Raw genomic sequence first — 23,292 nt, 5'->3', positions numbered from 1 at the left:
ATACAGGCATCTTGCGGATTACCGGGGTCCGGCAGATTCCATTGCGCTTTCGGACAACCGGTGCCCGGCTTCCCGATCCGCGCGATGGAATATCATTCCTCCCCCGGGTTCAAGAATGAGTTTTCCCCCGGCCACGCCAAACCAGGCGTGGCCGTTTTTTCTAATCCGGGCTCTGGCAGAGGTTGCCTCTGTGATCTGCTTTGTGAAACGTCCTTCCTCTAAAGCAGGCACAACAACACGGATCCGTACCACATCGGAAAAATCAGACTCTACTGTATGAATTTTCTCCTGTCCGATCAGATACTGAATCTTTCCCGCATCCGTGTAATCGGCAACGACGTCCAGAAGCACTCCGTTCTCCTTCTCGATCAGGACACTCTTCCCGATTCCGTCTCTGGAAGCCTGTGTGTAGGCTCTCACAAGTCCTCCCGTCCCGAGCAGCACACCGCCGAAATATCTCGTCACCACAATGCAGGTATCCGTCAGTCCCGCTCCTGTCAGAACGTCCAGAATCGGCCGCCCCGCCGTACCCGATGGTTCTCCGTCATCGGAGGCCTTCACATTTCCACCATTCTTTCCCAGAACCCAGGCGTAACAGTTATGTCTCGCATCCCAGTATTTTTTCTTCATCTCTTCAACGAAAGATGCAGCCTCCTCAACACTTGTCACATGACGAACGGTAGCAATAAATACCGACTTCTTCTCCTCGTACCTTCCTTCGCCATTCTGATACACCGTACGGTATCGCTCAGGTAGATTTTCCCCTCCTTGAACGTCTTTCGCTCCGCTCGTTTTCCCGAATTCCTGCTCTGTCTTTCCCTCTGCTTTGTTTTTGGTTTTATTTTCTGATTTACTTTTTGTTTTGCTTTCGGTTCTTCTTGATTTTCCCATGGATCCATACTACCATAATTTATTCTTTATTTCATTCTGTAATTTTGATATAATTATCGGATTAAGGATTCCCGCAGTATTCCATCAGACAAGAGGCTCCTGTCACAGGCTCTGAAAGGGCACCTGCCGCCGGCTCTGAAAATCCTGCCGCTGGCACCTGCGGCCGCCTTCCTCTTTGTTTGCTGAATACCGGGCAACGAGATAAAACACGCTGCGCGAGTTTTATCTCGCTATCGCGACGCTCGCCGCACACGAATACTTCGCATTCGGCTGCGGCTCACTGTTCGCGTAAATAAAGCAGCTCAAATGTCTCCTATTCTGAGGCATAAATGTTATTTTTTTATTTTCAACCGGGAAACATTGATCCGATCCGGGTTCTTCCGGATACGGCGGGACACAGTTTTGCAAAATATCTGTCTATGACCTGAAAACATGGGGTGCAAAACCCACGGAACAGTCTTCATAGCAGAGAACCTGGGGACTGTCTTCATGGCAGAGAACCCGGGGAACTGTCTTCACGGCAGAGAACCCCAAAACTGTCTTCCGTTCGGAACAGGATATGCCCGGAGAAGGAGCTTTCATGAATTTTGGCAAACACGGTGTTCAGCAGGAGCGCGAACGCCTGGATTCGGCTGCCCCGAAACTGGCAAGCCGCATCAGCGTATCTGTCCTGCGTGTCATCATTTACTTACTGATCGCAGCCGCCGTATTCGGCATCTGCCTCGGCATCGGTGCCTATCGCGGGATCATCGCGGACGCGCCGGAGATCACGGACTCCAATATCACGCCTCTCGGCTATGCGTCCTTTGTATACGACGGTGACGGAAATCAGATACAGAAGCTGAGCTCCGCAGAAGGCAACCGCGTCTCAATTTCCATCAACGAAATTCCAAAGAACATGCAGCATGCCATCGTTGCGATCGAGGATTCCCGTTTCTATCAGCATAACGGAGTTGATCCGCACGGAATGCTTCGTGCCATCATGGTCATGCTGAGTTCGAATTTCTCGGAATCTGAAGGAGCGAGTACCATCACTCAGCAGCTTCTGAAGAACAATGTTTTTACAGACTGGATGAATGAATCCAGGATGGGGACGATCAAGCGTAAGATCCAGGAACAGTATCTTGCCGTTCAGCTGGAGTCATCCCTTCGGAAAGCCGGAGAGGACCCCAAGTCGGTGATTTTGGAAAACTATCTCAACACCGTAAACTTTGGCAACAACGCCTACGGCGTGCAGACTGCGGCACAGACTTACTTCGGCAAGGACGCAAAAGATCTGACGCTTTCCGAATGCGCGGTGCTTGCCGCGATTCCCCAGAACCCCAGCCAGTTTAATCCGATCCTTTACCCCGAGGAGAATGCGAGCCGTATGAAGACGGTCCTCGAATACATGCTCCAGCAGGGCTATATCACAGAGAAGGATTACAAAGAAGCTCTCGCAGATAACGTTTATGACCGGATTCAGGAGAACCAGAACAATCAGGTTACACAGGATTCCACGGTGTATTCCTATTTTGTCGATGAACTGATCAGTCAGGTCAAAGACGATCTGATGACCCAGAAGGGTTATACGGAGGCTCAGGCCAATAACCTGATCTACAGTGGCGGGCTTCACATTTATTCCACCGAGAACTCTGATATTCAGTCAATTATGGACAGTGAATTCTCGGATGAGTCGATTTTCCCCGCAGATTCCCAGATCAGTCTGGACTGGGCACTGACTGTTGATAAGGCTGACGGAAGCAGGCAGAACTACAGCGTTGAAATGCTGGTGCAGTACTTCAAACAGCAGGGAGATGCCGACTTTGATCAATACTTCAGCTCCCAGGAAGAGGCACAGAGCTGCATCGACCAGTACAAGGCCTCCGTTGTCGGAGACGGTGATACCATCGTTGCGGAACGGACCGCATTCGTTCCGGAACCGCAGGCCTGCATGACCGTCATCGACCAGTCGACCGGATATGTCGTCGGTATCGTTGGCGGACGCGGGGAGAAAACCGCGAGTCTTACCCTGAACCGTGCGACGGATTCCCTTCGTCAGCCAGGCTCCACCTTTAAGATTCCTTCCACCTATGGTCCGCTCCTTGATAAGGGAAAAATAACCCTGACCTCCATGGAAACGGACGATGCCGCATACTACGCGACCGGTCAGGAAGTCAACAACGCGGACAACACGCATCACGGCACAATGACGGTGAGAAACGCGATTCAGACCTCGAACAATGTCATCGCATTCAAGCTGATGCAGGAACTGACGCCTGAAGTTGGCCTCTCTTATCTGAAAAAGCTCGGATTCACAACACTGGACAGCGACAATGACAACTCGCCCGGACTTGCTCTCGGCGGCATCACCAATGGTGTCAGTGACCTTGAACTCACGGCCGCATATGCAGCCATTGCCAACGGTGGCACATACAACCGCCCGGTATTTTACACAAAAGTCACCGATCACAGCGGTAAGACGATTCTCGAAAATTCAGAGCTGAGCCGCCGCGTCTTCAAGGAAAGCACCGCCTATCTTCTGACCAGTGCGATGCAGAGCGTCGTTCAATCCGGAACCGGAACACCTTATCAGCTTTCCTCCGGCATGCCGGTTGCCGGAAAGACAGGAACCACAGATTCCTATGTAGATCTTCAGTTTGTGGGCTATACGCCATACTACACTGCCGGCATCTGGACCGGATACGATACAAACGTGGAACTTCCCGAAGCAGACCGGACCTACATTTCCACACTCTGGACGAACGTCATGAACCGTATTCATGAATCCCTTCCCATCAAGGAATTCTCGGTTCCGGATTCTGTAGAACAGCTTACGGTATGTGCAAACACAGGCCTGCTGCCGAATACCTATTGTCCTACCGTCACCGATTACTTCGACGTAGCGAATGCACCAACGACCATCTGCACCTACGACGCGCCGGCGCCGACCGCAGCGCCTACTGCAGCCCCAACCGCTGCGCCTACCGCTTCGCCCACTGCCGCAGCCGGCGACAATAATACCGACACAAACCAGCATACCGAGAACGCTGCCGGTGAAGGTACCGGCGAGAATGCACCCGCGGAGAACACCGGAACCGGAGGGGACACCTCTTCCGGCAACACCGGAGAGAATACCCAGACAGAGCAGACCCAGTGATTGACTGCATGGATTTTCTGATCTCCTGATTGTGCAGAATCATTTAACCACCTGGAAATATGAGATTATTTACAGGATCATTTATTTTTTGATTGTATATGTCATTTATTCTCCGCCCGTCTTGTGACAGGCGGAGATTTTTACGCGAACAGTGAGCCGCAGCCGAATGCGAAGTATTCGTGTGCGGCGAGCGTCGCGATAGCGAGATAAAACTCGCGCAGCGTGTTTTATCTCGTTGGAATTCTTGATTTCCGCCGCCTGGCAGTCCTGTGAGGAACCACAGATTCTGTAAATACACTGCAGCATGTGGAAAAATATATATAATATAATTTCCTGGAGTTAGTTTATTTCCTGGAGTCAGCTTATCTCCAGGCCCCATTAATTATCCTGTCAAAATGGGCGGAACAATAGCCCCCTGCAGATCATATGTCTTCAGGGGGCTATTGTTCAAATTTATTAACGATTATTATCCAGAGAAGGTTTCTTCCTCTGCTCCACTGCCTGCCATCCACTCACGCATTACGTTCGTACACCGATTACGTTCACACTCATTGCGTTCACGCACCGATTATGTTCACACTCTGCTCACGGATGACTGCGTTTTCTGGCCAGATTAGCCTGAACACGTTTGTAAAGCTCCTGCGCCGCGTTGTAGCCCATCTTCTTCTGACGATGGTTAACGGCAGCCGTCTCTACGATAACCGCCAGATTACGTCCCGGACGGATCGGCAGAGAATGGCATACGACCTTATTGCCCAGAAATTCCGTATACTCCTCCTCAAGACCGAGGCGGTCGTATACCTTATCCTTATTCCACTCCTCCAGCTTGATGACCAGATCTATGGTATGTGTATTCTCAACGCTCTCGACACCGAACAGCGTCTTCACATCGATAATTCCGATTCCGCGAAGCTCGATAAAGTGACGGGTGATGTCCGGCGAAGTACCGACCAGTGTCACATCATCAATTCGGCTGATCTGTACCACATCATCCGTGATCAGTCGATGGCCACGCTTGATCAGCTCCAGAGCGGCCTCACTCTTACCGATTCCGCTCTCGCCCATGATCAGCACACCTTCGCCATATACATCGACAAGCACGCCGTGGATCGAAATCGTTGGTGCCAGCTGAACATTCATCCACCGGATAATCTCAGCAGTGAACGCAGATGTCGTTTTGTCGGTTCCGAAAACCGGCGTTTTATATCTCCTGCATATTTCCAGGAGCTCTTCACCGGGCTGTTCAGAGGTTGTGAAAATAATACACGGAACACCCTTCGAGACAAATGCCTCAAACGATTCCTTCCTCTTATCATACTCCATGCGATTCAGGTACGAAAGCTCCACAACTCCGATAATCTGAACTCTCTCATTTGCAAAATGCTCAAAATATCCGGTCAGCTGAAGGGCCGGACGATTGATTTCAGGAACCGTGATCTCCCTGTCCCCGAGATCCGTATCCGGAGTGAGGTTTTTCAGATCCATGTCTTTTTCTAGCTTTTCCAGCGTGATAAATTTAGATGTCATGCCGAATCCTCCCAGAAATTTGCAGGTAATTCGCACTCGTTCTCTTTCCTGCGCCGTGTGCGATGAGACCTGCTCTTTGTGTAATCTTCTCTTTTCGATCTCTTTTCCGCGCCTTGTGCGATGAGACCTGGCTGCAAATACGAAATGCCTTCTATAAAACAGTATACCACGCACACGCCTGTTTGCACGATTCTTTTCCTGCTCTAAAGGCAAAACTTTTCTCCCGTCAAAAGACAAGTCTTGCCTCCCATGAAAAACCATATCTACGCTCTTGTGAAAAGGCAAAACTTTTCTCCCGCAAAAAGACAAAGCTTGTGTCCTACAAATTGAACGTCTGCTCAATCACGATAATTGTTCTGCTTTTTTATGAAAAAAATCATACACACTCTTCGCAGCTTTTTCATTCATTCCCGGCAGGCTTTTCAGCTTCTCGACGTCCGCCCTCCGGATTGCCTCGATATCCGGGAAGGAGCGCATCAGCTCACGCCTCCGTTTTTCTCCAATATTCGGAATATCGTCCAGGATCGAATGTACTTGTTCCCTGCTTCGCAGCATCCGATGATATTCGATCGCGAACCGGTGCGTCTCATCCTGGATCCGGGTGACCAGATGAAAGCCCTCGGAATCTGTATCGATCGGAATCTCGACATTATTGAAATAGATTCCTCTGGTCCGATGCCTGTCATCCTTCACCATTCCGGCGACCGGTATCGACAGGTTCATTTTTTCAAGAACAGAAAGCGCGATGTTCACCTGTCCTCTGCCGCCGTCCATCAGAAGAAGATCCGGCAGCTTTTCAAAGCCGCTGTCTGCCTGAACCCCTCTCCGGAATCTCCTGGTCAGAACCTCCTCCATGCTTGCGTAATCATTCGGTCCCTCAACAGACTTGATCCGGAACTTCCGGTAATCCGCCTTCTTCGGCTTGCCCTGCTCATACACCACCATGGAACCGACGCTCTGGTAACCGCTGATATTGGAGATATCGTACGATTCGATACGGTCCGGCGGCTCGATTCCGAGCCACTGCCCGATCTCGTTGACCGCTCCGATCGTCTTTGCGACATCCTTTTTGATCCGTTCCCGGTCCTGTGTCAGAATGATCTGCGCATTCCGCTTCGCCAGATCCACAAGCTTCTCTTTTTTGCCCTTCTGCGGAACGAGGATCCGCACCTTTGTGCTTCCGGCGTTTTTCTTCCCGGTCAGCCATTGCTCCAGAAGCTCCCTTTCCGCAATATCATCCGAAAGCATGATCTCATGCGGAATGAAAGGGGTTCCGGAGTAAAACTGCTGCAGAAAACTCTCCATAACCTCGCTGCGGCTCTCCTCGTTCGCGATTTTCAGATAAAAATGATCTCGTCCGATCAGTTTGCCGTCTCTGACAAAAAATACCTGCGCGATGGCATCCTCTCCGTCTGCCGCAAGCGCGATCACATCCTGATCTTCTCCGCTTCCGGAAGTGATCTTCTGTCTCTCACTCACCTTCTTCACGGCCCCGATCAGATCCCTCAGGGAAGCTGCCTCCTCAAAATTCAGCGCATCGGCAGCCTGCTGCATTTTTGTCTTCAGTTCCTGAAGCACATCTTCCGTCTTCCCGTTCAGAAAAGCAATCGCATCATTGACCTGCTTCCGATATTCCTCCTCTGAGATCCATCCCTGACAGGGTGCCTTGCACTGGTGGATGTGATAATAGAGACAGGGGCGCTCCTTTCCCTGATCCTCGGGAAGCTTTTTGCTGCAGTTCCGAAGGTGATAAAGCTTCCGGACCAGATCAATCGTCTCCTTCGCGGCGGCCGCGTCCGGATAAGGCCCGAAATACTGCGACTTGTCCTTTTTCATCCTGTGCGCATACAGAACCCGGGGGAAATGCTCCTGCACCGTAACCTGGATAAAGGGATATGCCTTGTCATCCATCAGCATGGTATTGTACTTCGGCCGGTATTCCTTGATCAGGTTGCACTCCAGAACGAGGGCCTCAACCTCCGAATCCGTCACAATGTACTCAAACCGCGTAACCTGCGGCACCATGCTGTAGATCTTCAGCCTCTTGTTTCTGCTGTTGGAGAAGTACTGCCGCACGCGGTTCCGCAGCTTAACGGCCTTTCCCACATACATGACCTCGTCCTGAAGCCCGTGCATAATATAGACGCCGGGCTTCTGGGGCAGTTTCTTCAGCTCCTCCTGAATATCAAATGCCATAAATGCTCCTGTCTCTTCTGAATCATCCCAAGAAATGACGCACAGAGCAGGCTTTTTCATACCTTCCTCATCCGGGCAGCCAGCCGGCTCTGCAACCGCAGCTCGCTGTATGCCGGGTGTTCACGATCCCTGCAGTTCTACAGAAGCTCCTATCCCGGGTGTTCACGGTCGTTCAGGACGGACGATTCTGCGACCGCTCCCCGATAACCGTATTCATGATTCTCATGAATTCCTTCCCGGTGATCGTCTCCTGAATAATCAGATAGCCGGCAAGCCGGTCAAGCACATCCCGGTTCTCCCTGAGCATCTGCTTTGCCTTCTCATAGGATGCTTTCAGCATCTTCATGATCTCATGGTCAATCTCTGTCGCCGTCTCATCTCCACAGTCCAGAACTGCTCTGCCGTTCAGATATTTGCTCTCGGTCCTGGCAAGTCCCATCAGGCCGAACTTATCAGACATGCCGTACTGCGTGATCATTGCGCGGCAGATCTGTGTCGCCTTTTCAATATCGTTCGAGGCACCGGTCGTGACATCGCCGAAGACGATTTCTTCCGCCGCTCTTCCCGCGAGAAAGCCTGTCACCATGTCCTCCAGCTCCTTTCGCGAGTTCAGATATTTCTCCTCCTCCGGAACCTGCATGACATATCCCAGCGCTCCCATGGTACGCGGAATAATCGTAATCTTCTGCACCGGCTCGGAATGCTTCTCCAATGCGTTCACAAGCGCATGACCGACCTCATGATAGGCGACGATCCGGCGCTCCTCCTTGCTGAGAATGCGTTCCTTTTTCTCTTGTCCCACAAGAACAACCTCAACAGCTTCCTGAAGATCCTTCTGGGACACTGCCCGCCTCCCGTGCTTGACAGCCAGGATGGCAGCCTCATTGACCATGTTCGCAAGATCAGATCCTACGGCTCCTGAGGTTGCGAGCGCAATTTCCTGAAAATTCACGGTTTCGTCGAGCATAACGTTTCTCGCGTGTACCTTCAGAATGTTTACACGTCCCTTCAGATCCGGGCGTTCCACAATAATTCTCCGGTCAAACCGTCCCGGCCGGAGCAGTGCGGGATCCAGCACCTCGGGACGGTTTGTCGCGCCGAGCACCAGAAGTCCCGATGCACTGTCAAAGCCGTCCATCTCGGCCAGCAGCTGATTCAGCGTCTGCTCCCGCTCGTCATTACCGCCGCCGTAACTGGAATCCCTGGTTTTTCCGATGGCGTCGATCTCATCGATAAAGATGATGCAGGGCGCCTGCTTTTTTGCCTCCTCAAACAGATCCCGCACACGGGAGGCGCCCACGCCGACAAACATCTCTACAAATTCCGATCCGGAAAGGGAGAAAAACGGGACATGTGCCTCACCGGCAACCGCTTTTGCCAGCAGTGTCTTTCCGGTTCCCGGAGGGCCTACCAGAAGAGCTCCCTTCGGAAGCTTCGCACCGATCTGTGTGTATTTCTGCGGATTATGCAGGAAATCAACCACTTCCTGCAGAGATTCCTTCGCCTCTTCCTCTCCTGCGACGTCCGCAAACGTTACGCCGGTTTCCTTCTGCACATAGGTCCGGGCCTTGCTCTTTCCGACGCCCATGACGCCGCCGCCCTTTCCCATATACCTTAGTACCAGGTTCAGGCCAATCATCATGATCAGAATCGGTATCACAATCTGAAAGATCGCAGACATCACCTGAGAACCGACGCTTGAGGATTTCTTCTCGTAAGTGATATCCGTGCCCTTCAGCAGCTCATTCAGGCCGTTCTCATCACCGACCAGCGTGGCGCGGTAGGTATATAAGGACAGTTTGTCTCCCTCTTTGAACTTCGGAGTTACCGTCAGCGTGCCGTTCTGCAGCACAACCTTCGACACCTCGTCCTTTTCTACCATCTGCACGAATTTGTCATAGGTGATTTCCTTCGATGAAGACGACTGGAACATGCTGCTGATTACACTGAAAATAATCACTGCCAGCATAATCGCCGTCGCGATGATCCAGATCGTCCGGTTATTCCGTCCCGGACCGTTTCCCGAATCCGGTCCGTCATTATCATTGAAATTAAATGACATATCTCTTTTCCCTTCCGAATTGACCGGAAAATGCAGTTGATACAGTGTGGATCCCTGTTGACCGCACGAGTTCTTATTTTCCGGCGCGCACCCTGTCCATCAGGTATCCCTGCTGATCGTTGTACTTTTCGCAAAAGGCATCCGTCGCCGCCCTGGTAAATACGGCGAGCTCCTTCTCCGCATTCATGACCTGCGGAGTCTCATATGCAAGACGATACACCTCACCGGCAATCTTCGATATCAATGTCTCGTTCTTCATATGCCCCAGTCCGAGCAGGATCGAACCATAGTTCTTGTCTGTCTCACAGAGGTGGAAGTACAGAAGCGTCATATTAAACAGCTCCTCATAAAGCACCTCCTCGCCGATCTCACCGTACTCTCCGGCAAGCTCCACCTTCCAGTCCGACAGCACGGAAGCCTTTTCCTTTTCGATCTTTTTTCTCCCGAAAAATCCCTTCGAGGTCGTGTGCACATAGTAAAGGCTCATCCAGCCGCGGATAAAATAGTCGACATCCTGCGAATTCAGCTTGCCGTAGCGCTCCTGCAGAAGTTTTGCCCGGAGCTCATTGTCCGGTGCATCTCCCTCCTCGGAAATTGCCTGATCCAGGATCTCCTTTCTCCTGCTGCGATCAAGCTCACGCATGTATCTCTCCACCCACTGCTTTCTCTCCATCTCATCCTCCGATAATAATCTCTAATTCGATAATACTCTATTCTATGATCCGGCAACACTTTCTAATCCGATAATACTCTATGATCCGATAACGCTCTCTAATCTGTTTGCGGTTCCCATCCAAAACGTTTCCGGATTCACCGTCATAATCTCCATACCTGTAGCCAAAAAAAATCAGATGAAAGCTTCCGCCGCCTCCTTTATTCTGCCTGTCAAATGCAGCAGCACAGCGGAATGCCGCCGCCTCCCAGGCAGGTACAGCATGCCAGCGTTCCGCAGATCGCCGCGGCAGTTCTGGCACAGGTGCTGCCTCCCTGACTGTCGGTTCCTCCATAACAGGGAGAACCCTCATAGCCATAACCCTGACCCATGTCATTATACCAGGCCCCTCCGGCTGAAATCTGCTGATAAAGCTGCTGGTACCGGCTGTTGTCCGGTTCCATATTGCACGCGGTCTGCGCGTCGTTCTGCGCCGCCACGTTATTTCCAAGTCCGTAATTGGCCACGGCGTGCAGATAATACCATTCCGCATTCCGCTCCGGAATATTCTCCAGCACATTCATAGCCTCTGTGAAATGCCTTGTATTGATATAGTTTGCGGCCGCCTGCATCTCCGGATTCTCATACGGCGAATCCGATCTCTGACCATATCCGCCAAAACCGCCGTATCCATATGCGCCGGATCCTCCGGGAATCTTCCCGGACCGCTCGTCCATGATTTGTTTGTATGCTTCCTGAACAAGCTTGAACATCTCCTCTGCCTTGTCCTTGTTGGGATTGTTGATATTGGCATCCGGATGGTACTTGCGGCTCAGCCTGCGGTACGCTTTTTTTACCTCTTCATCACTGGCATCCCTTGAGACACCCAGTACTTTATATGGGTCCTGCATGTGTTCCTCTTTCTGTCTTCCGCCCGGATCCTGTCCGGCGGATCATTTTATTATAAATCATCCTTTGCTTCTTGCAAAGTCCTTTGAGTATCGGCCATCTTCGCCCGCTTCGCGCGATACTTCACCCAGATGCCCGAGTAGATGATATTCCTCAGCAGCTCCTCGTCCAGAAGGATCGGCAGCTTTTCAAAATATTTCGCAATTCCGGCAGCCTGCATTGTCAGAATATCGCCGGCGCGCATCTCATAATCCGCCTCTCCGCAGATCGACAGAAACGGATTATAGCTGCTGTTCCTGCGGTCCTTTTCCAGATCATCCCAGGCATCCATCAGATAGATGAACTTCCCGAGATAAAAACCAATCTGCCCCAGATCTTCGGACCAGATATCCTCCCGATACCGGAAAATCTCTGCCATAAGCTTTCCCGTGAGGCCCGCCGCTGTATCCAGCGAACGGTCATTCTTCTCCTCAACTGCGTGCAGTTCCTTCACATAGCGAAGGATTGCTCTCGTCTGCCTCGGATATTTCCGGGACGTTTTCAGGTAGGCCGGACGCAGGAGACGGTACGCCGCAAGGCTCGTCCCCTTCTTCTCATCAATCCAGTCATCCTCGAGATTGTGAAATACCAGCATCAGATTCATGTCGGCAGCATAAGCCGTGTATTCATTCCGGATCACCCGCCGCTTTCTTGCGGGATGAAGAATGCATCTCTCCTCTGTGATCCCGGAAGGTCCCTCGTACAGAGCATTCAGAAGAATTGCCAGAAACGTCATGTCATAGGTGAGTGTCGCCCGCGCGGCTTCTCCGCAGGAATCCTTAAGATCCCGACAGACACCGCAGTAAAACTCACGGTAACGGTCCAAATCCTTTCCCTTGAGTTCCTCCCGGTCAATCGTGATATATCCAAACATACATCCCTCCATCATCCGCTCATCAGGTATTTACGTATTTTTGATAAACTGTGTATGACACCTCGGGCAGGTGATCTGAATATGCCCCTTGCCCTTTGGTACACGAACCCTCTGCCCGCAGTTCGGACACCGGAAATACGCGTGATCCCTGTCCTTTGCCGCCCGCATACCACCTGTGAAAAAAGACTTCACCCGGTTCCACCCGGAGAGAAATCTCCGGTTCTCCTCCGCCCGTCTGCTGATATTTCTCGACATCATCCGGAAAAAAATCCAGACAAGCAGCAGGGCCGTCACAATATTCAGAAAAATATTCGGCACAAAGACAGCCACAAAAAGCAGGGCGATCTCAACATACAGAAGCACCCGTCCCAGCTGATCCACTCCGTATCGCCCATACATCACACGGCTCACCCAGTCTCGAAATCGATTCATATTTATACCTCCCAAAGTCACGGCCCGATTCCGCCGCTTCTCGCTTCTCAATGTCAATACTTTATCGCGTTTACCCATTGATTGCAATTTTACAATATATAAAATTTTCCGAAAGACGCAATCTCCATTACGTACCAAACCTGACACTTAGAAGAGCTCAACGCTCAAGAGTAAGGCCGTAAACCGCACTCTGTCTCCGAACACTTTCCCGGCTTCCCTCACTCTTCCTTGGCTCTTCCTTGGCTTCCCTGACTTCTCCCTGACTCTTCCTTGATCTTACTTGACTTCCCTGCCTCTTCCTTGACATTTCCACTGCATGAAGATATCTTATAAAAGGTATCCTGATCAGTATACAAAACAACTGTGAAAAATTGGTGATTACGCACTTCCGCCCTGATTATCAGGCTTTACACCATTCGCAGATTATACATTGCTGCAGATTATATATTGCCGCAGATTATACATTGCCGCAGATTATGCATTATACCAGGAAGGGATCACAGAATGAACAAATCAGAAAACGGCCTCCCGGATGACCGGAAAAATATCACCGGGAACAGCAGCCACAGGAAATACCCCTGGACCATGCGCAGGATTACCGCCCTTGCAGGCATTATCCTTCTGCTTGTGATGTACGCCCTCACCATGGTGTTCGCACTGGTGAAAAGCCCATACTCGAAGGGACTTCTGATGGGATCGATCTTCTGCACCATAGCTGTCCCCGTACTCCTCTATGCCATGACAATGGTCGCCAGACTCGTCCGCGGGAAAGGAATTCCCGAAGCACACACATCAGACCCGGCAACACACGCCCCAGATTCAGCCAAAGCTGCGGACCCGGAGGCACACGCAGCCGGAACATCCAAGGCTCCAAATCCGGAAGCGCCTAAAACCGAAACGGCAAGCATCCCGGCCCCGGAAACGCCCACAACCGAAAAGACCGGGATTGCGGACCCGGCAGATTATAACACCGGGGACTGATTCCCGCGAAAAATAACCGGTTCTTATCCGGCACATCAGATTTCTTCTATATTCTACACAATACTACACAGAGAGACCCGCAGGTGAACTCCATCACCTGCGGGTCTCTGCATCTTTAAATAATCATGCGTCCAATCATGCGCTTGCACAGATCGCATGACTTCCGGCATCACTGTCAATCCTTATCCCAAAGCGCGTCTGTTCCGTCCTCGTCCCAGAGGTCGCGCCAGTCGGTTGCGCCCGGCCAAAGGAATACCTGTCCCTTTACCAGCCGGTTCCCGCATTCCATGCCCCGGATCTCTTCCATTTCCTCATCGGTCAGCGGATCCTCCGTCACACATTTCAGATTCGCCGTATAATTTTTCTCCTTGATCGAGAATGGGATCGGGGTGTGCCCCTTCTGAACCGCCCATTTGATCGCGATCAGAACCGGATGCACGCCGTGAGCCTCCGCAATCTTGCGGATTACAGGCTGCTGAAGATCCGCCACATCTTCCGGTGTGCGGTCTCTCTCCGGACGGTCAGGCGAACCGAGCGGACAGAATCCCACGATTTCAATTCCCTGGGAACGAATATAATCATACAGCTCCTGCTGCTGGAAACACGGATGAAGCTCCATCTCGATGCAGGCCGGTTTGATCCGGCACAGCGGAAGGACTGCCTTCAGCTTCGGCAACGTCATATTTGACATACCGATGTGCTTTGTAAGACCCATATCCACCAGGCGTTCCATCTGTCTCCAGGTCGCCATGAACCTCTTGACCGAAAAAGGTTTGGAATTTGGATTCCGCTCCGTCACATCGCATTTCGGCGGATGATAATTCGGGAATGGCCAGTGAACATAGTACATATCCAGATAGTCAAGCTGGAGATCACGCAGTGTGCGTGCACAGGCCAGAAGAACATCTCCCTTGCCATGCATGTCATTCCATACCTTGGAGACGATGAACATGTCCTCCCTCTTTACCTCTCCGCTCTGGAACGCCTCCGCAAAGACCTCTCCGATCTGGTCCTCGTTTCCGTAGCACGCCGCGCAGTCAAAATGACGGTATCCTACCCGGATAGCGCCGCGAACCGCGTCACGCACCTGCTCCGGTGTCGCATGATCGGACCCGAAGGTTCCCATTCCGACCGCCGGCATTTTTGCTCCTGTGTAGAGCGTTCTCTGAGGGATTTTCGCAGGATCAATAAATTCCATTTCTCATTCCTCCTCTTCTAAAAAAATATCCATACATCTTTGATCAGGTTTATCCTTCTTTATCGTACTCTGATGATCTCCACGCGATCCCGGATAGCAGTCATGTCCTCCATCCGGAAAAATCCGGTTCTGTCGGTCATCGCGCTCGCTGCCGATATTGCGCTGGCAAGTCTCAGGCAATCCTTCATGTCCAGTCCCCGCGCGATCCCGGCGGCAAAGCCTCCGATCATGGAATCTCCGCAGCCGACTGTATTGACCGCATTGATTTTCGGGACGTGAGCCTCGTATACCCCTTCTTCACAGGACATAAGCGACCCTGCACTTCCCAAAGAAATCACAACAGTCGGAATTCCCTTTGCGTGAAGCTCACCTGCCGCCTCCAGAAGCTCGTCCCGGTTTCCCTCCGTCAGCGTTCTTCCAACCAGCATCTGAATCTCATCGATGTTCGGCTTGATCATGAACGGCCTGTAAGCGACGCACTCCTTCAGCGTGCTGCCGCTCGTATCCAGAATCACTTTTTTTCCTGCCGCACGCCCTGCGTCGATCAGCCTCTTGTACAGACTGCTGTCGCAGCCGGAAGGCATTGACCCCGAGATCGTCGCCACCGCAGCATCCGAGATATGCTCTCTGAATGTCCGAACCAGTGCGTCCTGATTTGTTTCCGTTGCCTCAAATCCCGGCTCCAGAAATTCCGTCTGCGTTTTATTCACCTCGTCCCAGATATTGATGCAGGAACGCGTCTCTCCGCTGCACCACACAAAATCCTCGCGGATTCCCTCCCGGTGCAGATGTTCCTGTACAAACTCACCGGAATGACCTCCGAGGAACCCGGTCGCCAGGATTTCCTCCCCGGCGATATGCGCAGCTCTGGAGACGTTCAGCCCTTTTCCACCAGCCGAGCGCTCGCAGATTTTTACACGGTTCACCTCGTTTACCCCGAAGCCGTCCACGACGTATCGGGTGTCCACCGCCGCATTTGCGGTTACTGTCAGTATCATACGGTATCCTCTCTGTCTTTTTCCTGATTCAATTGCTCTCCATTCTGTTCTCAGCCAGAACTCATCCCTAACAACCTGCCCGTCAGATCCTGTCTTCCAGAACTTATCTTCAGAACATATCTGTCAGAACTCATCCTTTTTACTTCTCGGAGTCGATCAGAATCTTTCCCTTTACCTTGCCGCGTTCTTTATACCACTGGAACGCATCCGCGATCTGAGAAAGCGGTACAATCTTCCAGATCATTCTCGGATCATATTTCAGCTGGCCTGTGGCAAAATAATGCGCCACATCGGTCCACTCATGACCCGGGAACGGAGCCGAATAGGACATCCAGGATCCGGTAAGCGTAAACTCCTTCCGGTTCAGATTCTCCCACTCGCTCACCGTAAATGTCAGTTCCTTCTTCGGTGTTCCGATGAAGCAGACGCCGGCCTTATTCGCCGCAAGCTGGAATGCCATCTTCATCGTAATGGTGTTGCCCGCCGTCTCATAGACATAGTCATAGCCGACGCCATCGGTCTGAGCCATCGCCTGATCCATAAAGTCATCGTCCAGGGTATTGATCCCGGCGTCCGCGCCAAGCTCTTCGGCAAGAGCCAGTTTTTCCGGAACGATATCAAAAACCACAACCTTCTTCGAGCCGAAGATCTTCGCCCACTGCGCCGTCAGCATACCGATCGGGCCGGTACCGAGAATCGCGACGGTGTGGCCGCCCTTGTATCCCGTTCTTTCCAGTCCGTGAAGAGCGATCGTTGCCGGCTCAAAAAGCGCCGCCTGCTCAAAGGAGATGGATTTATCAAATTTTACCGCATTGATTTCCGGGACACAGACATACTCAGCGAAGGATCCGAACTGACGGGAACCGATAAAGCTGTAATGCTTGCACAGAGAATAGTCGCCTCTCGCGCAGTCCGGGCACTTCATGCAGGGAACCAGCGGAACGCCTGCCACATAGTCTCCCGGCGCCACCCTTGTCACGCCTTCACCGACCTCTTCCACGATTCCTGAAAATTCATGTCCCAGAACATTCGGGAAAAAGTGACACGCGTCACCGTTAACCCTCGGCACATCAGAGCCGCAGATTCCGGTATATTTGACCTTGATCAGCACCTCTCCCGCCTTCGGCTGCGGCTTTTCAATATCCTCGTAACGAAGATCATCTCTCGCATGTACCACGCCTGCTTTCATCATGATTGCCATCTTTTCTTCCTCCTGAAGAATTTCTTACGAATACCGCTTATTGCACAACATTTAACAAAGATATTTATTCAAATTGACAGCGACACTCTGTCACCGACAGTCTGTTGTCTCAAAAACTGCCACCGTTTCGTCTCATAAGTCCCTCGAGATCCCGGTACAGTTCCAGATATGTCTCATAATTTTTCTGATAAACAGCCGCGTTTCCGGGATCCGGCTCATGTCGTCTCGTGTCATGAACCGTGAGCGAAACCGCTTCTTCATAATCATGGTAGAATCCGCAGCCGACTCCGGCGAGCATAACCGCGCCGAGCGTCGTTGCCGTGTCAGAGGACGGAACGACAATCGGCTTTCCCGTGATATCCGACTTGATCTGCGTCCACAGCAGCGAATTCGCCGAGCCGCCCATCGCGCGGAGCAGCTCGACATGCGCCCCCGCTTTCTCAGCCACATCCAGATTATGCTTCAGGGCGTAGGCAACACCCTCCATGCAGGCACGCACCATGTGCCCCTTCGTTTTCGAGAAATCAAGCCCGTAGAACACACCCTTCGCGTCCGGATTCCAGATCGGCGAGCGTTCTCCGCTCATATACGGGAGAAAAACAAGTCCGTCCGATCCGGCCGCAACCTTTTCCGCCTCATGATTCAGCTGCACGAGAGACGACTCTCCGGTCTTCTCCGCCAGGAGACGCTCCTCTCCGGCGAACTCCCGCTCAAACCACCGCATCACTCCGCCGCCTCCGGTCGTACCGCCCTGCAGCAGCCATTTGCCCGGAATGACATGAAACGACAGAATCAGCCTGGGATCCGCCTTATATTCATCCAGACAAACGCTCATGCCGCCGGCCTGTCCTCCCTGCTCCTGTGTATCCCCGTCGTGAATCACGCCGGCGCCAAGCGTTCCGCACGCGGCATCAAGACCTCCCGCAACTACCGGCGTTCCCTCCAGAAGTCCCGTTTCCTTCGCCGCTGCCTCTGTCACCTTACCGATCACCTGATCACAGTTCACGATCTCCGGTAGGAACTCCTTCGGGATTCCGATCTCGGATGCCATATCATAATCCCAGACACCCCTTCTCATATCAAAGCAATGCCAGCCGTACGCGTCACAGATATCTTCCGTCATCTTTCCGGTCAGACGATATCCGATGTATCCGTTCGCGTGCAGAATCTTGTCCGTGTGCGCATAGACCTCCGGAAGGTTTTCTCTGTACCAGAGAACCTTCGGCGTGGTGTAGGAAGGCTGCAGCGCGTTTCCTGCAAGATCAAAAATCTTGTCCTGTCCGATCCGTTCATTGATCCGGTCACACACAGACTGCGCGCGGGTATCCATCCAGATCGGCGTATTCGTCAGATTCTTCCCGTCCTTATCCAGAGCGATGGCGGACCAGCCCTGCCCGTCGATTCCGATTCCACAGATATCTGCAGGCTTCACCTTCCCCTCAGCCCAGATCTTTGCCAATGCCTCACAGACGCCCCGGTACCAGTCCTCCGCATTCTGCTCCGCCCAGCCCGGGTGAGGATAATAAACCGGATAATCACCCGTCGCAGATGTCTCCACCCTGCCGTACCGGTCAAAGGCCGCCACCTTGCAGGCGCTCGTTCCGATATCTATTCCCAGTAAAAACTCTCCCATAGTTTCCTAACTTCCTCTCCGGCATCCCAATGCTCCAACGCTGCGTTAGATAAAGCAGGGAACCTGTTCATTCTGCGTTATTCCGGCCAGGCGCCTGCCTGCCTACGGCATCATTTCGCGTTATTCCGGTCAAGCACCGACCTGCCCTCCAGTATCGTTGTGCCGAGCCAGATATGCCTGCGCGCTGATGCATCAGACTCTCCATTTTCCGCATCTCCGATCTCACCGAGCCGCTGCAGCATAATCTCCGCCGCCTTCTCGCCGATTTCATCGACCGGCTGATTGATGATCGTAAGTTTCGGGTGCACCGCCCTCGCGAACTGGGGGTTATCGAATCCCACGACGGAGAGCTCCCCTGGGATCTCGATTCCGGACTCGTTGGCGCCAATCATGGCACCTATCGTCATCCGATAATTCGAAATCACAACCGCCGTCATCTCCGGATGCATCTGCCGTAACGTCTCAATTCCACAGGTGCCGCTTTCGATCGAATCATCTCCGTGAAAGATATAGTCCTCGGCGCAGACAATTCTGTTTTTCTCACACGCCTCACGGTAGCCCCGCATTCTCTGCCTGGCAGCGTTGATCTCCTCCGGTCCGGCAATCATCCCGATATGCGTGTGCCCCTTCTTCACCAGAAGATCCACCGCCGAGCGAATCGCCGCACGGTTGTCTACACAGACCGAATCCACATCCAGTCCCTCAATCTGCCGGTCAATTAAAACCACGGGCTTTTCCGTCCGGATAAACTTCCGGAGATTATTCCCGGTAGCGTCAACCGGAAGCACCACGAGTCCGTCTACCCTGCGTTTCAGAAGAAAATCGACAGCCTCTCTCTCCCTGGCGCTGTCTGTCCGGCAGTCGCAGACCAGCATGGCATAACCGTGCTGACGGAGAATATCCTCGATTTCGCTTAACACTCTCGCGCAGAACGTGCTGTTCAGCTCGGGAATTACCGCGCCGATCATCTTCGTCCGATTCGTCTTCAGCTGCCGCGCCGTCTCGTTTACTTCATAGTGAAGCTCCCCGATCGCCGCCTCGATCTTCGCCCGGTTCTTCGGCCGTACATTTCCTCCATTCAGATAGGAGGAAACCGTCGCTACGCCGCACCCTGCTCTCGTCGCAATGTCCTTTACCGTAGCCGCCATACTTCCTCCCTCCCGTCTTCAGGCGTCGTTCAGTCACTCTTTCAAAGCCTTCCTGCAGCTGCCTGACGATCACTCGTCCGGATCAATTTCTCTGCGTTTTCAGCGCTCCTGTCTCATTTCGGATCCGTCCGGCCTCAGCTCTCTGCCTTGCCTTCTCAGTTCTCTGCTTTGCCGTCGCAGCCGCAGACCGTCATGCGGTACTTCACCTGCTCAACAACCGCCGCTCTTCCTGCTGCCTGATACTTCTTCGGATCGAATACGTCCGGATCCTCAGCGATGTATTTCTTGACAGCGTCTGTATATGCCTTGCGCAGCTCGGTCGCGAAGTTCACCTTGCAGATACCTCTCTCCACGCAGCTTCTCACCTGTTCATCCGTAAGTCCGGATGCTCCGTGCAGCACAAGCGGAACGTCAACCACCTCACGGATCTCTGCAAGCCGGTTCACATCCAGAACCGGTGTCCCCTTGTAGAAGCCGTGAGCAGTGCCGATGCCGACCGCCAGTGAGGAAATGCCCGTGCGCTCCGCGAATTCCTTCGCCTCCTGCGGATCCGTGTAGATATCGTCACCGGAAGATACCGTGTCGTCCTCCTTGCCGCCGACCTTTCCAAGCTCGGCCTCTGTCGGGATACCGACCGCTGCCGCCATATCTGCTACCTTCTTGCTGATCGCGATGTTCTCCTCGAAAGGAAGCTTTGATCCGTCGATCATGACAGAGGTGTACCCCGCGACAATGCACTTCACGGCCATATCAAAGCTCGGGCCATGATCCAGATGAATGCATACCGGCACACTGGCTGTCTCTGCGACCGCCTTCACCATATTCGCGAACATCTTCGGGGTGGCGTATTTCAGCGTGCCGCCGGTGGTCTGGATCATAACCGGTGCCTTCAGTTCCTCGGCTGCCTGAACGATTGCCTGTACCATCTCCATATTCTCAGCATTAAATGCGCCGACTGCGTAATGTCCCTTCTGTGCATCCAGAAGCATCTGTTTTGAAGTAACGAGTGACATGTAAGTTCCCTCCTTGTAATCATGCCCATTCGGAGGCCGTGAGATATGCTCCGGCAGACCGAATCGTTTCGGTTTTGGTTTCATTATAGGATGTCCCCACACCTCTGTCAATCACTTTTTCCGAATCGATTCGGTTTTAAGCGAAACGTTTCATTTTTCTATTGAATTGTGACAGAAAAAAAGATAAAATAAGTGTCAGCAGACTATATATGTGTGGTGTAAGACACCACGGAGAAAGGAGTTTTTATCATGTTAAAAAATGTACCGGCAATCCTGCCGCCCGAGCTTCTGAAGGTTATTTGTGAGATGGGCCATTCTGACCGTCTGGTAATCAGTGACGGAAACTTCCCGGTTCCGACCAAGGGAAAGAACGCGGTCATCGTCCGCATGGACGGTCACGGCGTACCTGAAATTCTTGACGCGATTCTGCAGCTCTTCCCGCTGGATCCCTATGTTGAGCATCCGGTAAATCTGATGGAAGTTATGCCCGGCGACAACGTCGAGACACCGATCTGGGATACCTACAAGGAAATCGTTGCGAAGTATGACAAGCGCGGAGCCGACGCCATCGGCACAATCGAGAGATTCAAGTTCTATGAGGAGACCGAGAAGACCGCTTACTGTGTCATCTCCACAGGCGAAACCGCTCTCTATGCAAACATCATGCTTCAGAAGGGCGTTGTGACACCGGATATGCAGCCGGCACCTTATCAGAAGTAAAATCCTGCCGGCTATACGCGACAGACGATATCGGGCAGTCATGCAGAACCTCTTCGGAACAGACTGCATGTCAGTAGAACAAACATAACCGACTGCATGTCAGTCATTAGAAAGGAGACCGCCGCACAGATTCAAATCTCTGTGCGGCGGTCTCCTTTTTCTCTGATGTCGGATGCCTTTCTACTGCCTGATTTTTCGAACGAAACAAGCATAGACTGCGTTTCCGTTGTCACTTCCCCTTCCCGCAGCAGTCCTTATACTTCTTTCCGGAACCGCAGGGGCAGGGCTCATTTCTTCCGATCTTTCTGGAGGTGCGCCGATAGGTTCCTCCGTTCCCAGCCTCCGGCGACTGCTTTTTCATCATTTCATGGTAGGAATCCGCAAGCCGTCCGCGCAGGTCATCCAGCCCAATATCATCCATGTCCGCGTATTTCTGTATATCCTGAAGGAGTTCCTTCTCAAAGGCGGCCGCATCATTACGGGCACGGCCGATCAGCTCCGCCACGATCAGATAGCTCTGCGGATAATGTGTCTGGAAATAGGAAATCTCATTCTCGTGCTGCGGCAGATACTGAATCATCTGCCAGCAGGCAATCCTCGCGTTAATCCGGATGCCGTTCGCCACATATTCGTCCGAGGAATTCTCCATCTCACCGATGTGCTGCTCCGAATAAATATTGTTCACAAAATCTTCCAGCAGAGGGGAAATCTCCCTGTCGTCACGCAGGCTATAGGACTCTGCGGCTAAATAGGCGCTCGTGATGGTTTCCTGGTATTTCCCCTGCATCACCCCGAGCCTGGATACGAAAGTGACAAATTCCACAAACGGATTCCGGAGCCATTTTTTCTCCAGCTCCATACTCATGACCACGATCAGATCCGCGAGATATTGCTGATAATCCGCCACATGCTCCGCATGTCTCAGAAAATCCTTGTAATCCTCGAGGTCCTTCAGGAACAGATCCTGATTCATGGACACTTCGAGTTCCAGTGCTCTCTGGAACACACCGTCCATCCATCTCTCGTTGGGCACGAATTTCTCCTTATCGTACTGGATAATGTCCTCCCGGAACGCCTCCAGTGCTTTTTTCTTCAGCCCCAGATTTTCCAGGCAGTCCCCATACGCGGAATAAACCATCGGTTCGTACTCTTTTAACGGAAGAATTTTACCGAACTCGGCAGCAGCCTCCCGGTATTTCTTCTGCGCATGGTATGATTTTGCCAGCTGGACGGCCGCCTTCTCAAAATCCGGATGTGCCTCGATCACCTCCCGGAAGATCCGCTCCGCATCCTCAAATCTGCTTTTTTCAAAAAGGCACACTCCATAAACCGTCTGCACATACGGATAATCCGGCTTCTTCTGCAGAATTTCCCGGCACATCTCCTCTGCCCTTTCGGAATCGCCGCCTCCGAAAACATCCAGCATCGCACGGACCTGTGGCCGCATATCCTCCGGCGCCTCTCTCACGTACTGCTCAAGTGTTTCCGCCACATTTTCATTTTTCACAGCTTTTACAATCTCTGCCATTGAACCATCCTCATTCTGATCATATTTTCGATATCATACATTTACTGTATAGCCTAATAAGTTGTGGGGCCAAGCCCCATTAAAAAAGCGCAAAAAACCCCTATCCAATCTAAACGTGCTTTTATGGGGTAAAATATCAAATGCTATGCGA

18 protein-coding genes are annotated in these 23,292 nt (G+C 52.2%); 3 read left to right on the top strand and 15 right to left on the bottom strand.

The window, feature by feature from the left end; translation table 11 throughout:
- Window positions 1–18: 18 nt before the first annotated feature.
- Entirely contained in the window at window positions 19–891 is an 873-nt protein-coding gene (locus ACTQ3A_RS11555; RefSeq protein WP_441495328.1) for a YigZ family protein, read from the bottom strand.
- 580 nt (window positions 892–1,471) lie between these two features.
- Between ACTQ3A_RS11555 and ACTQ3A_RS11550 the strand changes: the two genes are divergently transcribed.
- The gene (locus ACTQ3A_RS11550) at window positions 1,472–4,030 is read left to right on the top strand and encodes a transglycosylase domain-containing protein (protein ID WP_441101227.1); all 2,559 of its coding nucleotides are present in this window, start codon (window positions 1,472–1,474) and stop codon (window positions 4,028–4,030) included.
- 585 nt (window positions 4,031–4,615) lie between these two features.
- On the opposite strand, the gene hprK is transcribed toward ACTQ3A_RS11550, so the two are convergent.
- The 7 genes from hprK to ACTQ3A_RS11515 all read right to left on the bottom strand — a co-directional run bounded on the left by hprK (window position 4,616) and on the right by ACTQ3A_RS11515 (window position 12,721).
- The gene (hprK, locus tag ACTQ3A_RS11545; protein WP_441101228.1) at window positions 4,616–5,557 is read right to left on the bottom strand and encodes an HPr(Ser) kinase/phosphatase; all 942 of its coding nucleotides are present in this window, start codon (window positions 5,555–5,557) and stop codon (window positions 4,616–4,618) included.
- A gap of 342 nt (window positions 5,558–5,899) precedes the next feature.
- A complete protein-coding gene (gene uvrC, locus ACTQ3A_RS11540) occupies window positions 5,900–7,753 on the bottom strand; it encodes an excinuclease ABC subunit UvrC (RefSeq protein ID WP_441101229.1) in 1,854 nt (617 codons plus the stop codon).
- Between the two features lie 172 nt (window positions 7,754–7,925).
- A complete protein-coding gene (ftsH, locus tag ACTQ3A_RS11535) occupies window positions 7,926–9,815 on the bottom strand; it encodes an ATP-dependent zinc metalloprotease FtsH (RefSeq protein WP_441101230.1) in 1,890 nt (629 codons plus the stop codon).
- A 73-nt stretch (window positions 9,816–9,888) separates the two neighbouring features.
- Window positions 9,889–10,488 (bottom strand): DUF6553 family protein, encoded by a 600-nt coding sequence (locus ACTQ3A_RS11530; protein ID WP_441494919.1) that lies wholly within the window; start codon window positions 10,486–10,488, stop codon window positions 9,889–9,891.
- Between the two features lie 212 nt (window positions 10,489–10,700).
- Window positions 10,701–11,378: a J domain-containing protein gene (locus tag ACTQ3A_RS11525; protein WP_441101232.1), complete on the bottom strand. Its 678-nt coding sequence runs from the start codon at window positions 11,376–11,378 to the stop codon at window positions 10,701–10,703.
- A gap of 50 nt (window positions 11,379–11,428) precedes the next feature.
- Window positions 11,429–12,289 carry a DUF5685 family protein gene (locus ACTQ3A_RS11520; RefSeq protein ID WP_441494918.1) on the bottom strand — a complete coding sequence of 287 codons (861 nt, stop codon included), beginning with the start codon at window positions 12,287–12,289 and terminating at the stop codon, window positions 11,429–11,431.
- Window positions 12,290–12,319: 30 nt separating this feature from the next.
- On the bottom strand, window positions 12,320–12,721 hold the full coding sequence (locus tag ACTQ3A_RS11515) for a hypothetical protein (RefSeq protein ID WP_441487070.1): 402 nt from the start codon (window positions 12,719–12,721) through the stop codon (window positions 12,320–12,322).
- Window positions 12,722–13,225: 504 nt separating this feature from the next.
- On the opposite strand from ACTQ3A_RS11515, the gene ACTQ3A_RS11510 reads away from it, so the two are divergent.
- Window positions 13,226–13,702, top strand: coding sequence for a hypothetical protein (locus ACTQ3A_RS11510; protein ID WP_441494917.1), 477 nt, complete (start codon window positions 13,226–13,228; stop codon window positions 13,700–13,702).
- Window positions 13,703–13,877: 175 nt separating this feature from the next.
- Here ACTQ3A_RS11510 and ACTQ3A_RS11505 read toward each other — a convergent pair whose 3' ends face one another.
- The 6 genes from ACTQ3A_RS11505 to fba form a co-directional block, all read right to left on the bottom strand.
- Window positions 13,878–14,900 carry an aldo/keto reductase gene (locus ACTQ3A_RS11505; RefSeq protein WP_441101236.1) on the bottom strand — a complete coding sequence of 341 codons (1,023 nt, stop codon included), beginning with the start codon at window positions 14,898–14,900 and terminating at the stop codon, window positions 13,878–13,880.
- Window positions 14,901–14,959: 59 nt separating this feature from the next.
- On the bottom strand, window positions 14,960–15,898 hold the full coding sequence (gene pfkB / locus ACTQ3A_RS11500) for a 1-phosphofructokinase (RefSeq protein WP_441101237.1): 939 nt from the start codon (window positions 15,896–15,898) through the stop codon (window positions 14,960–14,962).
- A gap of 139 nt (window positions 15,899–16,037) precedes the next feature.
- Window positions 16,038–17,087: a galactitol-1-phosphate 5-dehydrogenase gene (locus tag ACTQ3A_RS11495; RefSeq protein ID WP_441494934.1), complete on the bottom strand. Its 1,050-nt coding sequence runs from the start codon at window positions 17,085–17,087 to the stop codon at window positions 16,038–16,040.
- Window positions 17,088–17,208: 121 nt separating this feature from the next.
- The gene (gene xylB, locus ACTQ3A_RS11490; protein WP_441101238.1) at window positions 17,209–18,732 is read right to left on the bottom strand and encodes a xylulokinase; all 1,524 of its coding nucleotides are present in this window, start codon (window positions 18,730–18,732) and stop codon (window positions 17,209–17,211) included.
- A gap of 110 nt (window positions 18,733–18,842) precedes the next feature.
- Window positions 18,843–19,880 (bottom strand): LacI family DNA-binding transcriptional regulator, encoded by a 1,038-nt coding sequence (locus ACTQ3A_RS11485; RefSeq protein WP_441101239.1) that lies wholly within the window; start codon window positions 19,878–19,880, stop codon window positions 18,843–18,845.
- Between the two features lie 155 nt (window positions 19,881–20,035).
- Window positions 20,036–20,893 (bottom strand): class II fructose-1,6-bisphosphate aldolase, encoded by an 858-nt coding sequence (fba, locus tag ACTQ3A_RS11480; protein ID WP_441101240.1) that lies wholly within the window; start codon window positions 20,891–20,893, stop codon window positions 20,036–20,038.
- Between the two features lie 249 nt (window positions 20,894–21,142).
- Here fba and ACTQ3A_RS11475 point away from each other — a divergent pair, with 249 nt between their 5' ends.
- On the top strand, window positions 21,143–21,613 hold the full coding sequence (locus ACTQ3A_RS11475; protein ID WP_441101241.1) for an RbsD/FucU family protein: 471 nt from the start codon (window positions 21,143–21,145) through the stop codon (window positions 21,611–21,613).
- Window positions 21,614–21,842: 229 nt separating this feature from the next.
- Here the strand turns inward: ACTQ3A_RS11475 and ACTQ3A_RS11470 are convergent, their stop codons facing one another.
- Window positions 21,843–23,141, bottom strand: coding sequence for a tetratricopeptide repeat protein (locus tag ACTQ3A_RS11470; RefSeq protein WP_441101242.1), 1,299 nt, complete (start codon window positions 23,139–23,141; stop codon window positions 21,843–21,845).
- Window positions 23,142–23,292: the final 151 nt, after the last annotated feature.

This window comes from Bilifractor sp. LCP21S3_F8, assembly GCF_052117805.1.
Lineage (GTDB): Bacteria > Bacillota > Clostridia > Lachnospirales > Lachnospiraceae > Bilifractor.
Note: the sequence above shows the minus strand (reverse complement) of the source record. Positions and strands in the feature narration are given on the sequence as shown.

Coding starts and splice junctions, on each gene's coding strand:
- ACTQ3A_RS11525 (WP_441101232.1), bottom strand. CDS start 11,378: ATGCAGGACCCATATAAAGTACTGGGTGTCTCAAGGGATGCCAGTGAT.
- ACTQ3A_RS11550 (WP_441101227.1), top strand. CDS start 1,472: ATGAATTTTGGCAAACACGGTGTTCAGCAGGAGCGCGAACGCCTGGAT.
- ACTQ3A_RS11505 (WP_441101236.1), bottom strand. CDS start 14,900: ATGGAATTTATTGATCCTGCGAAAATCCCTCAGAGAACGCTCTACACA.
- ACTQ3A_RS11475 (WP_441101241.1), top strand. CDS start 21,143: ATGTTAAAAAATGTACCGGCAATCCTGCCGCCCGAGCTTCTGAAGGTT.
- xylB (WP_441101238.1), bottom strand. CDS start 18,732: ATGGGAGAGTTTTTACTGGGAATAGATATCGGAACGAGCGCCTGCAAG.
- hprK (WP_441101228.1), bottom strand. CDS start 5,557: ATGACATCTAAATTTATCACGCTGGAAAAGCTAGAAAAAGACATGGAT.
- ACTQ3A_RS11555 (WP_441495328.1), bottom strand. CDS start 891: ATGGGAAAATCAAGAAGAACCGAAAGCAAAACAAAAAGTAAATCAGAA.
- ACTQ3A_RS11470 (WP_441101242.1), bottom strand. CDS start 23,141: ATGGCAGAGATTGTAAAAGCTGTGAAAAATGAAAATGTGGCGGAAACA.
- ftsH (WP_441101230.1), bottom strand. CDS start 9,815: ATGTCATTTAATTTCAATGATAATGACGGACCGGATTCGGGAAACGGT.
- ACTQ3A_RS11495 (WP_441494934.1), bottom strand. CDS start 17,087: ATGAAAGCAGGCGTGGTACATGCGAGAGATGATCTTCGTTACGAGGAT.
- fba (WP_441101240.1), bottom strand. CDS start 20,893: ATGTCACTCGTTACTTCAAAACAGATGCTTCTGGATGCACAGAAGGGA.
- uvrC (WP_441101229.1), bottom strand. CDS start 7,753: ATGGCATTTGATATTCAGGAGGAGCTGAAGAAACTGCCCCAGAAGCCC.
- ACTQ3A_RS11510 (WP_441494917.1), top strand. CDS start 13,226: ATGAACAAATCAGAAAACGGCCTCCCGGATGACCGGAAAAATATCACC.
- pfkB (WP_441101237.1), bottom strand. CDS start 15,898: ATGATACTGACAGTAACCGCAAATGCGGCGGTGGACACCCGATACGTC.
- ACTQ3A_RS11530 (WP_441494919.1), bottom strand. CDS start 10,488: ATGGAGAGAAAGCAGTGGGTGGAGAGATACATGCGTGAGCTTGATCGC.
- ACTQ3A_RS11485 (WP_441101239.1), bottom strand. CDS start 19,880: ATGGCGGCTACGGTAAAGGACATTGCGACGAGAGCAGGGTGCGGCGTA.
- ACTQ3A_RS11520 (WP_441494918.1), bottom strand. CDS start 12,289: ATGTTTGGATATATCACGATTGACCGGGAGGAACTCAAGGGAAAGGAT.
- ACTQ3A_RS11515 (WP_441487070.1), bottom strand. CDS start 12,721: ATGAATCGATTTCGAGACTGGGTGAGCCGTGTGATGTATGGGCGATAC.